Raw genomic sequence first — 15,211 nt, 5'->3', positions numbered from 1 at the left:
GGGCAGTCCCCCGGCCACCGGCCCGGCCCGTCGCCCCCAGGGCTACGCCGGCACCGACCGGCAGGTCCGCGGCCGGTTGCTCGCCGTACTGCGCGACGCGGCGCACCCCGTCCACCAGGAGCTGCTCGACCAGGTCTGGGACGAGCCGGTCCAGCGGGACCGGGCGCTGGCGGGTCTGCTCGCCGACGGCCTGGCCGCCCAGGTCGCCCCCGGTGTCTACGCCCTGCCCGGCCGGCCGGGAGCGCCGGGACGCTAGCCGGGCACGGCACGGAAGCGGTAGCCGACGCCACGAATGCTTTCGATCACTGTGGGTTCACCGGCGGCCTCACCGAGGCGACGGCGCAGCCGGCGGACGTGGACGGCGAGGGTGTTCGTCTCGGTGTGGGTGGAGCCCCAGACCTCGCGCAGCAGGGTCTCCCGGGGGACGACCCGGCCGGCCTGTTCCAACAGCAGGGCGAGCAGCCGGAACTCCCGGGGCGGGACGGAGACGAGGGTGCCGTCCAGGCGCACCTCGTGAGCGGCGCGGTCGAGCAGGACCGGGCCGCCGCGCAGGACCTCGGTGCCACCCGGATGCGGCGGCTGGGCCCCGGACCGGTCGGGGCGCAGACCGCCGACCATCGCGAGGACCTCGGTGACCCGGTAGGGCTTGCCGACGCAGGCGCTCGCCCCGGCGTCCAGGCCGGCGGCGGCGGCCGGGCGGTCGTCGGGGCCGACGGCGAGCAGGATCGGGATGTCGTCGTGACCGGCAACGCTGCGCACGGTGCGCACCACGGTCACTCCGTCGACGACGGGTAGCCGGGCACTGATGATCAGGGCATCGGGTTGGCGCAGGCCGATCTCCAACAGGGCCAGCGCCCCGTCGGCGACGACGCTGACCTCCACGCCGCCGCCGACGATGGCGTCGAGCATCTCCTGCTCGACCTCCGAGTCGGCGATGAGCAGGGCCGGTGCGGGCGGTCTTCGCTCCGGCCCCGGCCCCGCCGTCCGGCGCCGATCGCGGGGCGACCCGCAATCGTCCGCGGTCGGCTCGCGCTCCCCCGTCGGCCGACGGTCACCCGCCGGCCCGCGCTCCGCCGCCGACAGACCTGCGCCCGTCCACGTCGGAACCATGGTGACGTCCTGTCCGAGAACTTCGCTGGCGATCAGCCGAACCGTCCGGACACGTAGTCCTCGGTTCGTTTCTCCGACGGGTTGGTGAAAATCTTCGAGGTCTTGTCGAACTCGACGAGACGGCCGGGGTCGCCGGTCTTCTCCAGGGAGAAAAATGCGGTCGCGTCGCTGACCCGGGACGCCTGCTGCATGTTGTGGGTGACGATGACGATGGTGAAGCTGGACTTCAGCTTGTTGATGAGGTCCTCGATCGCCAGGGTCGAAATCGGGTCGAGCGCCGAGCAGGGCTCGTCCATGAGCAGCACCTGCGGCTCGACGGCGATCGCCCGGGCGATACACAGCCGCTGCTGCTGGCCGCCGGACAGGCCGGCGCCGGGGCGGTTCAGCCGGTCCTTGACCTCGTCCCAGAGGTTCGCACCGCGCAGCGACTCCTCGACCCGCTCGTCAAGCAGCGCCTTCTTGCGGATCCCGTTGAGCTTCAGACCGGCGATGACGTTTTCGTAGATCGACATTGTCGGGAACGGGTTCGGCCGCTGGAAGACCATGCCGACGGTCCGCCGGACGTTCACCGGGTCCATCCCGGCGCCGTAGAGATCCTCACCGTCCAGCAGCACACGCCCCTCGACCCGGGCTCCCGGCAGCACCTCGTGCATCCGGTTGAGTGTGCGCAGCACGGTCGACTTTCCGCATCCGGACGGTCCGATGAATGCGGTGACGTTCTTCGGCTCGATAGTCAGATTAACGTCGGACACGGCTTTGAACTTGCCGTAGTACGCCGTCAGCCCGGTTACCTCGATGCGGGTGGCCATGACAACCTCGACTCACGATCTGGCTGGACGCTGCTCGGTGGCTGGACGCTGTTACCTGGCAGGACGGCCGCCGGGTGGTTGGTTGCGGCTTCCTGACAGGATGCTGGGAACGGCTGGGTGAAGCATGTCGGAGCGGGCCGGCGGTGGCTTCGGCGGCAGTGGCGGTACGCACCGCCAGCCCGGGTCGGGGTTACTTCAACCGGCTGCGGCCGGCGAACAGCCGGGCGACGAGGTTGAGCACCATGATGATGATGATCAGGACAAGCGCGGCGGCCCAGGCCCGGTCGATCGCGAACTGCTGCGGCTGGCCGGCCTGTGAGTAGATGTACAGCGGCAGCGAGCTCTGCTCACCGGAGAACGGGTTCGCGTTGATGAGGTTCGTGCCGAACACGGTAAGCAACACGGGTGCCGTCTCGCCGGACACTCGGGCGACGGCGAGCATGACGCCGGTCACGATGCCCGGCAGGGCGGTCGGGACGACGACCCGCAGGATGGTCCGCCACTTGGGCACGCCCAGCGCATAACCGGCCTCGCGCAGCTCGTTCGGCACGAGCTTGAGCATCTCCTCGGCCGAACGCACCACCGTCGGAATCATCAGGACGACCAGCGCCAGCGAACCCGCGAACCCGGAGAAGCCCTGGCCAAGAGCCAGGATCCAGAACGCCAGCACGAACAGACCGGCGATGATCGAGGGCAGACCGGTGAGCACGTCCACGAAGAAGCTGATCGTCCGGCTGATCCGGCCGCGGCCGTACTCCACCAGGTAGATCGCCACCAGCAGGCCGAACGGCACGGCGATGGCGCTGGCGATCAGCACCTGCTCGACGGTCCCGATGATGGCGTGGTAGATGCCGCCGCCGGAGTCGCGGGCGCCGATGCCGTTCATCGAGTGGGTGAGAAACGACGGGCTCAGCCGGGCCGCGCCCTTGCCGATCACACTGGCCAGGACCGCGACCAGCGGGATCACCGCCAGCAGGAAGGCGCCGTAGACCAGGGTGGTCGCGAACCGGTCGCGGGCCCGGCGGCTGCCCTCGATCGAGGTCGAGACGGCGGTCATCGCCACCACGAAGATCAGTGCTGCCATCAGCACGATCTGGATCTCGCTGTCCACCGGCGTCAGCAGGTAGATCAGCAGGGCGACGACCACGGAACCCGCGGCGACCGCGAACGGGACGAAGCGCGGCAGGATCGCGCCGCGCAGGTTCAGCCGATCCTCACCGTCCGCGGTGGGAGCGGTGGGCTCGGGGACGGTCGCGGTGCTCATGCGGAGCTCCCGGAGAAGTCACGGCGACGCGCCACGATGGCCCGCGCGATGATATTGACGATCATCGTGACGATGAACAGTACGAGGCCGGACGCGATCAGCGCGCCGCGACCGATGTCGTTGGCCTCACCCCAGCCGTTCGCGACGTTGGCCGCGATGGTGTTACCGGCGGGCTCGAGCCAGTTCCAGGAGATCTTGAACGAGGCGGGCAGGACCAGCGCGACGGCGATCGTCTCGCCCATCGCCCGGCCCAGGCCCAGCATCGACGCACTGATCACCCCGGGCTTGCCGTAGGGCAGCACCGCCGTGCGGATCATCTCCCAGCGGGTGGCGCCCAGCGCCAGGGCCGCCTCGCGGTGGGCGGTGGGCACCTGCAGGAACACCTCGCGCGACAGTGCCGCGACGATTGGCAGGATCATGATCGCGAGCACGACGCCGGCGACGAAGAACGACCGGCCCACCGAGTCCGCGCGAAACAGCGGGATCCAGCCGAAGTAGTCACTCAGCCAGAGCTGGATGCCCTTCATGTGCGGGGCGAGCACCAGCAGGCCCCACAGGCCGTAGACGACGCTGGGCACCGCGGCCAGCAGGTCGACGATGTAACCCAGCGGCGAGGCGAGCCGGCGGGGCGCGTAGACGGTGATGAACAGGGCGATCCCGACGGCCACCGGAACCGCGATGACCATCGCGATGGCGGCGGTCACGATCGTGCCGAACAGCAGGGCCGCCACCCCGAACTTCGGCGGGTCCTGGTTGGGGAACCACTCCTGGGTGGTCAGGAAGTTCCCGTCGTTCTGCCCGAGCGCGTGCGTCGCCCGCAGCACCAGGAACAGCGCGATCGCGACGATCAGCGCGAGCAGCCCGAGGCCGGCGGCCCGGGTGAGGTTCTTGAAGGCCACGTCGGCCTTGCCGATCGTGGCCTTGCCCGCGGGCGCGGCCGGCGGCGGGGCGAGCGCGGCCGGCTCAGGGGCCGGGCCGCCGGTGGTGGACCCACGGGTGGGGTCCCCGTCCGGCCCGTCTGTCGGCGGGACCGTCGCCGAAGCGGCCCCCCGCTGCTCGGCTGACTGCGCCGAGCTGTCCGGCTCCGTCGTCATGGTCCTCTCCTTGATACGCCGACGAACCCGCGGCGGGGCACGTAGTCCCCACCGCGGGTTCGGCCGGGTCCGGTCAGGTGGTGCTGGCCGTGCGGTGATGCAGGTGGATCGGGTTGATCAGGTGGTGCGGTGGATCAGGTGGTGCGGTGGATCGGTCAGGCGAGCTTGGCGATGACCGCGCGGACCTTGCTGGCGACGGCGTCCGGCAGCGGCGCGTAGCCGAGGTCACCGATCGACGACTGGGCCGCGTCCGAGGCGGTGTAGGTCAGGAAGGACTTGACCAGCGCGGCCTGGTCGGCCGGCAGACCCGAGGTGCAGGCGATCTCGTAGGTCACCAGGTACACGGGGTAGGCACCCTTGGTGGCGGTCGTGTAGTCGAAGGTCAGCTTCAGGTCGTCGCCGTCGGCGATCTTCGCGGTGCCCAGGCCCAGGGAGGCACCGTCGGTGCTCGGCGCGATGTACTCGCCGGCCGCGTTCTTGACCTTGACCGTGGACAGGCCGGCGTTCTCGGCGTAGGAGAGCTCCGCGTACCCGATGGAGTTCTCGGTGGACTTCACCGTGGAGGTGACGCCGTCACTGCCCTTGGCGCCCTGGCCGCCCGGGGCCTTCCAGTCGGAGCCGGAGTCGAACGTCCAGGCGCTGCCGCCGGCGCCCTTGAGGAACTTGGTGAAGTTGTCCGTCGTGCCGGAGCCGTCGGAGCGGTGCACCGTGGCGATCGTCGCGGACGGCAGCGACACGCCGCTGTTCTCAGCCTTGATCGCCGCGTCGTCCCACTTGGTGATCTTGCCGGAGAAGATCCCCGCCAGCGTCTCCGCGGACAGCTTCAGGTCCTTGACACCCGAGAGGTTGTACATCAGCGAGACCGGGCCGACGGCCATCGGCAGGTCGACCGCGGTGCCGGGCGCGCAGCGCTTGTCCGCGTCGGTCTTCTGCTGGTCCTTGAGCGCCGAGTCGGAGCCGGCGAAGGTGACCTGCTTGGAGATGAACTGCTGACGACCGGTCGAGGAGCCGGTCGACTGGTAGTTGATCGTCGCACCGGAACAGGCGTCCTGGTACGCCTTGACCCACTCGTCCACGGCGTTCTTCTGCGCCGAGGAGCCCGACCCGGTGATCGACCCCTTGGCGCAGGCGATCGCACTGGCGCTCGCCGAAGCCGCGGTGGTCCCACCCGCGTCGTTGTTGTCGTCAGTTCCACATGCTGCCACGGTGAGCAGTGCCACCATCGCGGCCCCGACCGCGGCCTGACGCTTGCCTAGCTTCACAAGCAACCCTTCGTCCCAGCGCCGAGCCCGGCGCCGAATGTCGTCCGCCCCCCGGACCGGGGTGCCGGCGAGAATCGAAGCGATTCGGGATGAACGAAAGATGAACAGGCGCATACGCCAACCAGTCACCAACCAGAACACATCCATGTCGGGGGATTTTCGACCCGTTGACCTTCCCGGGCACGACACATCCATAACAACGTGCACCGACAATCTCACTGAAGGTTAGATCGACCGAAGATCAGGTGGTCCGACCAGCCGCAATCCCGATCGCGAACGATGACGGCGCCGCACACCACCCAGTCACAACGGGACAACACCGCCGGAGCGGCTATCCGAATTGTGGCATTTGAGTGTCATCGAAGGTCATCAGGATGGTCGCGGTGGATGTTCCGGCAGCGGCGAATGTTCATCCCCGGGCCACCTGCCCACACCTGGCCCACTGTGCCCGTCCACACAGTGGGACGCAGCCGACGAAGCGGCCAAGCCGCGCGGGGCGCTACGCAGATGATCAGGATGTTCGTCCGCGGTTACCCGACGTCCGATCTGCCCCCAGATCTCCCGTAGCCTTCACGGCTCTCCCGTGATTTGCTGTCAAGCAACATCCATGTTGCTGACAGTATCGCAGGGATTTCCAACCGTTCCGGCACCCAGCCGTTCCGACACCCAGCCGTTCCGACACCCGACCGCTCCGACACCCGGCCGCCAGATCGCTCAGCCCATCCCTGTCGTCCCACCTCGCGCCGCCCCTGCCCACCTGAACGACGCACCGGAGGACAGCCCGAAGATGAACACCGTCGACAGCGACGCTCTCCTGCCCGAGCCCCGCCCGGGTTTCGGGGGACGTCCCCCGTCTCTCGCCGAGATGGTCACCGTCCATGACGGCCCGGCCGTGCGGCACGAGCTGACCCTTGCGCCCGGGGCCACCGCGGCCGACCTGACGACCGCGATGATCCTGATTCCGCCGGCCGCGAGCCTGATCAGTCACCATGGCGACGTGGACGTTTCGCTGGTCTTCCGGGAGGTCCCCCGCGGCGTGCCGGACGATCCGCCCCGCGGGTGACGGCGCCGCCGGCGCCCGGCCCGCTGCGGCGCCGGCGGCGTCCCGGCGCGGAACTGTCCGGCCCAGGCAATATCGTGGTGCGGTGGCTGTACTCACTCCCCGGGCAACTGACTTCCCGCGCTGGTACCAGGATGTGCTCGCCAAGGCCGAGCTGGCCGAGAACGGCCCCGTCCGCGGCACGCAGGTGATCCGACCGTACGGCTATGCGCTCTGGGAACGGATGCAGGCCGAGGTCGACGCCCGGATCAAGGCGGCGGGGGCACAGAATGCCTACTTCCCGCTGTTTATCCCGGAGAGCTATCTGCGCCGGGAGGCCGAGCACGTCGAGGGTTTCAGCCCGGAGCTCGCCGTCGTCACCATCGGTGGCGGCAAGGAGCTCGAAGAGCCGGTCGTCGTGCGGCCCACCAGCGAGACCGTCATCGGCGAGTATCTGGCCAAGTGGACCCAGAGCTACCGTGACCTGCCGTTGTTGCTCAACCAGTGGGCCAACGTCGTGCGCTGGGAACTGCGTCCGCGGCTGTTCCTGCGCAGCAGCGAGTTCCTCTGGCAGGAGGGGCACACCGCGCACGCCGACTCCGCCGACGCGGCCGCCTACGCTCGTCGCATCGCGCTGGAGGTCTACCGCGACTTCCTCACCCACGTGCTCGCGATCCCGGTGTTCGTCGGGGTCAAGACCCGCCGCGAGCGGTTCGCCGGCGCCACGAACACCATGACCTGCGAGGGCATGATGGGCGACGGCAAGGCGCTGCAGATGGCGACCAGCCATGAGCTCGGCCAGAACTTCGCCCGCGCCTTCGACATCGACTTCCTCGGCTCCGACGGCGCCCGCCATCTGGCCTGGACGACCTCCTGGGGTTGCTCCACCCGGATGGTCGGCGGCCTGATCATGGCGCACGGTGACGACAACGGCCTGCGCATCCCGCCGCGGCTCGCCGCCACCCAGGTCGTCGTCCTGCCGGTCCGCGACGACGAGGCCGTGGTGGCTGCCGCCCGGGAGCTCGTCACGTCACTGACCGGTGCCGGCCTGCGCGTCCAGCTCGATGCCCGGCCGGGCCTGTCCTTCGGCCGCCGGGTCACCGACGCCGAGATCAAGGGCATACCCGTCCGGGTCGAGGTCGGCCCGCGCGACCTCGCCGCCGGCACCGTCACCGTGGTGCGCCGCGACACGTCGGTGAAGACCCCAGTCCCCCTGGCCGAGGTCACCGCGCGCGTGCCGGCGGCGCTCGACGACGTCCAGGCCGGGCTGTACGCCGAGGCCGTGGCACTACGCGACAGTCGAACCACGGAGGTGGCCACCGTCGCCGACGCCGCCGCGGCTGCCGCCACCGGGTTCGCCCGCATCCCCTGGTCCGCCGTGGGCGAGGAGGGCGAGGCGAGGCTGGCCGAGGATGCGCTCACCGTCCGCTGTCTGCAGACCACTGATGGTGCGATCCCCGATGCCGGCACCCCCGCCGAGGACCTCGTCGCCCTGATCGCACGCTCCTACTGATTCCCGGCTGCTACCCGGCACCTCCGGGGTCCAGGTCTCGACGACCCGGCCCCGGGGTGCCGAACCCGCTCGCGGGCGCGGGGCACGTGACGCGGGTCCTTCGGCCCGTCGGCGACCGGGCGCGCTAGCCGAAACGGGTCAGCGACATTGCGGTCGTTCGGCTCCCTTGCTAACGTCAGCGACATCCCACCTGTCCGAAATCGTCATGACGTTTTGCCTTACGTTCCCGCAGAACGGGTAGCATGCTCCGACCAGACGAATTCGAACAGCTCGTCGCCCACCGGCTCGGTTTTTCCGGCTCGCTGGTGACTGCCGACAGCCGGCTGCACGCCGATCTCGGCCTTGATTCCTTCCGCCTGCTCGATCTGTGCCTTTTCGTCACGGAGCTCGGTGCCGACATCTCCGAGGCGAACTGGCTGGAGGTCGAGACCATCGGCGAGCTGTACGGCTGTTATCGTGCCGGGCGCCCCGCCGATTCCGCCCTTTCCGGGGTGGGCGGGACGGCCGTTTCCGGCGACCCCGCACGGGCGACACACGTCGGGGCGACCACAGCACCGGCCGCCCCGGTCTCGGTCACCACCGCCGCCCCGGCCCCGGCCGACCGCGGTGGGCCGGCGCCCCCGGCGCCCTGCCTGGCCGGGCGGTTCCTGCGGTTGATGCCGGTGCTGCCCTCGTCCACGCCGTTCCTGTATGAGCTGGCAGTCACACCGGAGGTCGGCTTCCGCTGGCGCTACCGGGGATCGGTGCCGTCGTACCCGCAGTTCGAGCAGGAACTGTGGCAGGGAGTGCTGGCGCAGTTCGTGATCGAGTCGATCGAGTCCGGCCGGCCGGTGGGGCACGCGATCTGCTACAACCCGGAGTTCACGCTCGGCTTCGCGTACATCGGTGCGGCCGTGTCGGCCGACTACACCGGGTCCGGTCTCGCGGTCGAGGCGCTGGATCTCTTCGTCCGCTACATCTTCGATATCTGGCCGTTTCGGAAACTGTACTTCGAGCTGCCGGAATTTAATTATCCGCAGTTTTCCGGGGCTGGCCGGGAGAATGCGGCGGGTGGCCCACTCGAGCTTGAGGGGCGTCTGCGCCGGCACGACTACTATCGCGGTCGATACTGGGACCGCCTGGTCCTCGCCGCCTACCCACAGAGCCGGGACAGCCCGGAGAAAACCGACGCCGGCCGCTGACCGCGCCTCCCTCGACAGCGCCACCGAACAGGCGACCGAGCCGCCGAAAAACACACGACGCCTGCCCACCCGTCCCAGGAAAGCCGGCAACAATGGTGTATCTGCTGGATCGCATGAAACGCGCGAGTGCGGGTCCGAACGGGGTGACGTTCCTCGCGCCGGACGGCGGTGAGCGGATCGGCTGGGCCGTGCTCCACGACGATGCCCGCCGCGTCGCCGCCGACCTGCAGGAACGCGGGGTACGGCCGGGGCGGCCCGTCGTCCTGCTTGCCTCGACCGGTCGGCCCACGGTGACCGCGGCCATGGCCGCCTGGCTCGCCGGTGCCAGTGTCACGCTCGCACCGACGCCGGCGCGCACCGTCGACCTGGCCCGCTACCTGGCCGACACCCGCGAGCGCTTCCACGCCCTCGGCGACCCGCTGGTGCTGGTCGGCTCCCCGTGGGAGCAGGCGATCGCGGCGCTGTCCGGCGGTGCCGGCACGGTGGTGACGCTGGCCGAGGTGGTCGGCGCCCAGCCGCGCACATCCTGGCGACCACCGTCCCTGACCGCCGACGACCCGGCGATCCTGCAGCTCACCAGTGGCACGACCGGCGCACCGAAGATCGCCCGGATCAGCCACGGCAACCTTGCGGCGAACATCGAGGGCATCCGGGTGGCCACCGGCCACGAAGCGGTGCACGGACGGATGCTGTCCTGGCTGCCGCTGTCCCATGACATGGGGCTGATCGGCGGACTCGTTCTGCCGATGGCATGCGGGCGCTGCGACACGCTGCTGTCCTCCCCCGCCGACTACCTCGCCCGGCCGGCAGGCTGGATGCAGCAGATCTCCCATCACCGCGCCACCACCACGGTCGGCCCCGGATCGGCCTATGCGCTGGCGGCCCGCCTGTTGCGTACCGGCCCGCGCCTTGACCTGTCCTGCCTGGCCTACGCCCTGTGCGGGGGCGAGCCGATCGACCCGGGGGTGGTGGATGACTTCCTGGCCGCCGCGGGCGAACACGGATTCCACCCGGAGGCCTTCATGCCGGCCTACGGTCTGGCCGAGGCCACGGTCGCCGTGACCTTCTCCGCCCTCGGCCGGGGCCCGCGCTACGATCTCGTCGACGCGGACGCCCTCACCGCCGGCACCGCCCGTCCGGTCGATCCGGCCTCCGATCCGGACGACGGCAGCCCTGTTCGAAGCCGGCGCCTGGTGCTGCTCGGCGAGCCGATCGCGGGGCTTGCCCTCCGCGTGGTCGATCCCGAGACCGACGTGGTGCTACCCGAGCGGACGGTCGGCGAGGTGCAGGTCCGAGGCACCTCGGTGGGCGCCTACCACGACGAGCCACCGACCGCGGCCCGGTCGCGCGACGACGCTGACGGCACCGGTGACGGTGACGGTGACGACACCGGCGACGGCTGGTTGGCGACCGGCGACCTCGGCTACCTCGTCGATACCGAGCTCGTTGTCTGCGGTCGCCACAAGGACGTGATCATTCTTGGTGGCCGCAACATCTATCCGGAGGACGTGGAACGGGCGGCCGCCCGGGCCCCCGGCGCTCGGGCCGGCAACATCGTCGCCTTTCCGGTCGAACGGCCCGCTCGTCCTGACGGTGAGGGCCTCGCCGTCGCCGTCGAGACCCGCGGCGATGACCACGAAGCGTTGCGGCACGCGGTGGCCGACGAGGTGCGCGCCGCGATCGGCGTGACACCACACCAGGTGATCGTGCTGCCGCCCGGTTCGGTCCCGAAGACCCCCTCTGGCAAGCTGCAACGCGCCGAGGCCCGGCGGAGATTCGCCCCGTGACCCACCCCGCGCACACCCCTCACGTCCCCGGCCCCGCCGGCTCGCCCGGCACCGGGGACGCGTCCTGGCGCCCGACCGAGGCCGAGCCGACAGCGCAGGTGCAGGCCTGGCTGGAAACGCTCGCGGACCGCCTGTACGCCGCCTGGGCGCAGACCGACGGGCGTGCCCGCACGCAGCTGTTGGCCGGTTGCTGCGCCGACCGGGTGAGCTACGCGAATCCGCTGGGCGCCGCGGTCGGTGTCGAAGGGTTCAGCGACCTGATCGGCGGCTTCCTCGGGCCTTATCCGGGACACCGTCCGGTACGGGTCAGCGCTGTGGACGTCCACCACGACCGGGCCCGCTGGGAGTGGGGGCTGCGCGACAGCATCGGTCAGGTCGTGCTCGCCGGGCTGGACGTGACCACGTTCGACCACACCGGCCTGACATCCATCAGCACCTTCTTCGGGCCGCCGCCGCCACTGACCCGTACCTACACCTACGGCAGCCCCACCTACGGCAGCCCCACCTACGGCAGCCCGCGCGGCTGAGCCTGCCGCCGCACCAGCAGGCGCCCGCCCCACCGGGCAGCACCGCCCCACCGCCTGCACCTCCCACCAGCAGCACCGCCCACCAGCAGCACCGACCCCTTCAGGAGGATTCCGTGCCCCGTACCCGCACAGCCCTGCGGACCGCGGCCATCGGTGCCACGGGCACCGTGGCGGTGGCCTTCATCGGCACCGCCACGCCAGCGTCCGCCGCGGCGGCCGCGCTACCCGGCACCGGCTGCAGCGTCTCCGCCCTGACACCCACCGGGAACGCGTCGATCACCGGGTCGACCATCTCCGGCAACGGCGCGGTGATCTGCGACAACTGGTACACCGGCTCGATGACGATCAGCAACCAGCTGAAGAAGTACGCGAACGGGAAGTGGACGAACGTCGGCGAGCCGGTGAGCAAGTCGTTCTGGGGCGGCGCCGGCGTCGGCGACAGCGCGACGGTTCCGTGCGCGTTCGCCGGTCAAAACCAGTTCAAGACGGTCACCACCGCCACGGCGAACAATGCCCGGGCCACGGACACCTCCTCGGCACTCACCTACACCTGTTCCTGATCGACCGCCCGGGGCGGTCCAGGCACTCAGGCCCGGGCTGACCCCCGAACCCGGTCAACGAAGCAGGTCGTGGCACCGGCAGGTAGCCGCCCGGTCGGGCCCCGCAGGGGTCTGGCCGGGCCGCTTACCCCACCGATTCGGTGGAGCCGACCATCGCGGCGGTCTCCGCGTCCTCCCCGGTGCTGGTGATGACGGTGCCGCGATGTTCGCCCCGACAGATCGCCGTCATCGCACCCTGCTGCTCGATGTCGAAGATGTGCAGCGGGATACCGAAGTCACGCGCCAGGATGAACGCGGACTGATCCATCACCCGCAGCCCGCGGCTGATCACCTCGTCGTAGCTGAGATGGGAGAACCGCTCCGCGTTTGGGTTGAGCTTCGGGTCGCTGTCGTAGACACCGTCGACGCCGTCCTTGGCCGCGAGCACCGCGTCCGCACCGAGCTCCAGCGCCCGCTGGACCGCCGGATAGTCGGTGGTGAGAAAGGGCTGGCCGTTGCCGCAGGCGAGAATGACGGTGGCGCCCTTTTCCAGCAGGTGCACAGCGCGCAGCCGGATGTACGGCTCGGCCACCGCGGGCACCGGGACCGCAGTCATCACCCGCAGGTTGTCCTCGCCGAGGGCGGTCAGTTTGCCACGCAGGAGCAGGCTGTTGATCACGGTGCCGAGCATGCCGATGTTGTCGGCCTCGACCCGGTCGATGCCCCAGCGGTCCGACTGGTTGCCGCGAAACAGGTTCCCGCCGCCCACGACGATGGCCACCTCGACGCCGGACTGCCGGACGGCGATGATTTCCCGGGCGAGATGCTCCAGCGCGTTGGAGTCGAACCCGAATTCCGCGGAACCGGCGATCGCCCGGCCGCTCAGTTTTACGACCACTCGACGGTATTTGGCCACAGTCTCCCGCTTCCCCTTTTCCATCGTGCGATCCTAACGCGCCGGACACACTGGTCGATCATGGTAAGACCGATCATGAAACTCGTCGGTGCTGGGTACACGGTAGAACACCCGCCCCCCGGGTTCGCCGGACGTCCCGGTCGGTGCGAAATGCCCGAAACCGGTAGCGAAAAGCAGATCACATGAGCCTGCGCTGCGGGCGGACATGCGTCAGGGGCATGATCGATAAAATCCGATCATGCCCCTGACCCTGGTCGGGGTGGCGGGATTCGAACCCACGACCTCTTCGTCCCGAACGAAGCGCGCTACCAAGCTGCGCCACACCCCGCGACCGAACAGAAGCATACCCGACGCGGCGGGGCGTGCGGCGGGTGGGGCGTCCCGAATCGTCAGGCCGTCGCCGCCACCAGTCCCAGCAGCGTCGCCTCGGGCCGGCAGCCCAGCCGGATCGGCGCGAACGGCGAGGTCCCCAGGCCCGGGGAGACGTGCAGCCAGGCCGACCTGGTACCGCCCACCTGGCACGACAGGCCGCGCACCCGCGAGCGGTCCAGGCCGCAGTTGGCCACCAGCGCGCCGATCCCCGGCAGCCGAATCTGCCCCCCGTGGGTGTGGCCGGACAGGATGAGCTGCACGCCATCCGCGACGAAGGCGTCGAGGACCCGGGGTTCGGGGGTGTGCGACAGCCCGATCGCCAGATCGGTGCCCGGCCGCGGCGGGCCCGCCACCGCGACCGGGCGGTCCCGGCGCAGTCGGGCGTCGTCCACGCCGCGCAGGTCCAGACGCAGACCGCCGGCCTCGAGGACGGTCCGGGTGTTGGCCAGTTCCAGCCAGCCGCTGGCGGCGGCGAGCCTGCCGGCCAGAGTTGGCCAGTCCAGCTCGGTGCCCCGCGGATCGGCCGGCGCCGACGCGGCGCGGCGCAGATAGCGGTGCGGACTACGCAGAGTGGGAGCGAAGTAGTCGTTGTTGCCGGGGACGAACACGCCCGGAAACGAGTAGAGCGGTGCCAGCGCGGCCAGCAGCGGGCCGCGGGCCTCGTCCGCGCAGACGATGTCCCCGGTCAGCACCACCAGGTCGGGGACGAGCCGGGCCAGATCGGACAGCCAGGCCAGCTTGCCGTGCTGGCCGGCGGTGACGTGCAGATCGGACAGGTGCAGCACCCGCACCGGCCGCGAGCCGGGCGCCAGCACCGGCACGGGCACCCGCCGCAGCGTGTACGACGTGCGCTCGACCAGCGCGCCATAGGCCAGCACACCCGCGCCGAGCGCACCGACGGCACCACCGGTTCGAGCGGCACGACGAGCACCACCGGCTCGGGCGACACCACCACCGGCGGAGCCCAGTGACACACCATGCATCCAGACCAGACCTTTCCCGGGGAACACGATTTCGGGGACCCCCGCCGTCGAGCAGTACCTGCGCCCGCCTGGCACCTTCGGGCCAGTCCCGGGGGCGGCGCCGCACTTCTACCGTCTCACCTCGCCCGTCGCACCGGCGCTGCGACATCGCCGACGTCGCCGAGTGGTCGTCGGTGTCGTCGATGTGTGGTCGGAGGTGACCAGTTCGCCGGGTGGAGCCCATAGGCTGCGTTGACTATGAGTACCCCGACGGAGCCTGGCCAGCGCACCGAGGCGGGATCGTTGCAGCAGCGACTGCGCGGCGATCTGACGGCCGCGATGAAGTCCCGCGACGAGCTGCGGACGTCCACGCTGCGGCTGGCACTCGCCGCTGTCAAGGAGGCCGAGGTCGCCGGCGACACGGCCCGCATCCTCGACGACGAGGAGGTCCTGCGGGTCCTCACCCGCGAGGTGAAGAAGCGCCGCGAGGCCGCGCAGGCCTACGCCGACGCCGGCCGGGCCGAGGCCGCCACGCGGGAACGCGCCGAGGGTGAGGTGCTCAACACCTACCTGCCCCGCCAGCTCGGCGACGACGAGCTGACCGCGATCATCGACCAGGCCCTGGGTGAGCTGGGCCTGAGCGGGCCCCGGGCCATCGGCCCCGCGATGAAGGCGGTGCAGGCCGCCGTGGCCGGCCGAGCCGAGGGCGGACGGGTCGCCGCACTGGTGAAGGCCCGTCTCACCGGCGGCTGACCGCTGTCTGACCGGGCCGGGCCAGGACGGGCCGGGTCCGGACGCACGGTCGGCGCGCGCTGATCTCGTTCGGGCGGTGTCCG

Annotated in this window: 14 protein-coding genes, 1 tRNA gene and 1 pseudogene; 8 read left to right on the top strand and 8 right to left on the bottom strand. The window is 70.5% G+C overall.

All coding sequences use genetic code 11. From position 1 onward, the window contains the following. Positions 1-256 (top strand): annotated as a pseudogene (locus tag ND747_RS22235) (A/G-specific adenine glycosylase); the annotation flags it as partial. Here the strand turns inward: ND747_RS22235 and ND747_RS22230 are convergent. The 5 genes from ND747_RS22230 to pstS all read right to left on the bottom strand — a co-directional run bounded on the left by ND747_RS22230 (position 253) and on the right by pstS (position 5,539). Next, positions 253-1,110, bottom strand: a complete 858-nt coding sequence (locus tag ND747_RS22230) for a response regulator transcription factor (protein WP_251736036.1) — start codon at positions 1,108-1,110, stop codon at positions 253-255. The pseudogene ND747_RS22235 and the gene ND747_RS22230 sit on opposite strands and share 4 nt — an antisense overlap. A 32-nt stretch (positions 1,111-1,142) precedes the next feature. After that, on the bottom strand, positions 1,143-1,919 hold the full coding sequence (gene pstB, locus ND747_RS22225; RefSeq protein ID WP_251736034.1) for a phosphate ABC transporter ATP-binding protein PstB: 777 nt from the start codon (positions 1,917-1,919) through the stop codon (positions 1,143-1,145). A 190-nt stretch (positions 1,920-2,109) separates the two neighbouring features. Further along, a complete protein-coding gene (gene pstA, locus ND747_RS22220; protein WP_251736032.1) occupies positions 2,110-3,183 on the bottom strand; it encodes a phosphate ABC transporter permease PstA in 1,074 nt (357 codons plus the stop codon). Further along, positions 3,180-4,277, bottom strand: a complete 1,098-nt coding sequence (gene pstC, locus ND747_RS22215) for a phosphate ABC transporter permease subunit PstC (protein WP_251736030.1) — start codon at positions 4,275-4,277, stop codon at positions 3,180-3,182. Before pstC ends, pstA begins: the two co-directional genes overlap by 4 nt. Positions 4,278-4,432: 155 nt before the next feature. Then, the gene (gene pstS / locus ND747_RS22210; RefSeq protein WP_251736049.1) at positions 4,433-5,539 is read right to left on the bottom strand and encodes a phosphate ABC transporter substrate-binding protein PstS; all 1,107 of its coding nucleotides are present in this window, start codon (positions 5,537-5,539) and stop codon (positions 4,433-4,435) included. 787 nt (positions 5,540-6,326) lie between these two features. Here pstS and ND747_RS22205 point away from each other — a divergent pair. The 6 genes from ND747_RS22205 (at position 6,327) to ND747_RS22180 (ending at position 12,146) form a co-directional block, all read left to right on the top strand. After that, positions 6,327-6,602 (top strand): hypothetical protein, encoded by a 276-nt coding sequence (locus ND747_RS22205; RefSeq protein ID WP_251736028.1) that lies wholly within the window; start codon positions 6,327-6,329, stop codon positions 6,600-6,602. 82 nt (positions 6,603-6,684) lie between these two features. After that, positions 6,685-8,091 (top strand): proline--tRNA ligase, encoded by a 1,407-nt coding sequence (gene proS, locus ND747_RS22200; RefSeq protein ID WP_251736026.1) that lies wholly within the window; start codon positions 6,685-6,687, stop codon positions 8,089-8,091. Positions 8,092-8,333: 242 nt separating this feature from the next. Beyond that, entirely contained in the window at positions 8,334-9,272 is a 939-nt protein-coding gene (locus tag ND747_RS22195; RefSeq protein WP_251736024.1) for an acetyltransferase, read from the top strand. Between the two features lie 113 nt (positions 9,273-9,385). Beyond that, the gene (locus ND747_RS22190) at positions 9,386-11,059 is read left to right on the top strand and encodes a long-chain-fatty-acid--CoA ligase (protein ID WP_308204673.1); all 1,674 of its coding nucleotides are present in this window, start codon (positions 9,386-9,388) and stop codon (positions 11,057-11,059) included. Next, positions 11,056-11,586 carry a nuclear transport factor 2 family protein gene (locus ND747_RS22185; protein ID WP_251736021.1) on the top strand — a complete coding sequence of 177 codons (531 nt, stop codon included), beginning with the start codon at positions 11,056-11,058 and terminating at the stop codon, positions 11,584-11,586. Before ND747_RS22190 ends, ND747_RS22185 begins: the two co-directional genes overlap by 4 nt. A gap of 113 nt (positions 11,587-11,699) precedes the next feature. Then, the gene (locus ND747_RS22180) at positions 11,700-12,146 is read left to right on the top strand and encodes a hypothetical protein (protein WP_251736019.1); all 447 of its coding nucleotides are present in this window, start codon (positions 11,700-11,702) and stop codon (positions 12,144-12,146) included. A 124-nt stretch (positions 12,147-12,270) separates the two neighbouring features. On the opposite strand, the gene pyrH is transcribed toward ND747_RS22180, so the two are convergent. The 3 genes from pyrH to ND747_RS22165 all read right to left on the bottom strand — a co-directional run bounded on the left by pyrH (position 12,271) and on the right by ND747_RS22165 (position 14,396). Beyond that, complete coding sequence (gene pyrH / locus ND747_RS22175; RefSeq protein ID WP_251736017.1) at positions 12,271-13,065, bottom strand: UMP kinase; 795 nt, start codon at positions 13,063-13,065, stop codon at positions 12,271-12,273. A 227-nt stretch (positions 13,066-13,292) separates the two neighbouring features. After that, positions 13,293-13,369: transfer RNA gene (locus ND747_RS22170), tRNA-Pro, on the bottom strand. Between the two features lie 61 nt (positions 13,370-13,430). Continuing rightward, on the bottom strand, positions 13,431-14,396 hold the full coding sequence (locus tag ND747_RS22165) for a metallophosphoesterase (protein WP_251736015.1): 966 nt from the start codon (positions 14,394-14,396) through the stop codon (positions 13,431-13,433). A 237-nt stretch (positions 14,397-14,633) separates the two neighbouring features. Between ND747_RS22165 and ND747_RS22160 the strand changes: the two genes are divergently transcribed. Further along, complete coding sequence (locus tag ND747_RS22160) at positions 14,634-15,128, top strand: GatB/YqeY domain-containing protein (protein WP_251736014.1); 495 nt, start codon at positions 14,634-14,636, stop codon at positions 15,126-15,128. Positions 15,129-15,211: the final 83 nt, after the last annotated feature.

Source organism: Frankia sp. R82, assembly GCF_023716925.1.
In the GTDB taxonomy this organism is placed as follows: Bacteria; Actinomycetota; Actinomycetes; order Frankiales; family Frankiaceae; genus Frankia.
The sequence above is the reverse complement of the archived record's forward strand: the minus strand, read 5'-3'. Positions and strand labels throughout refer to the sequence as shown.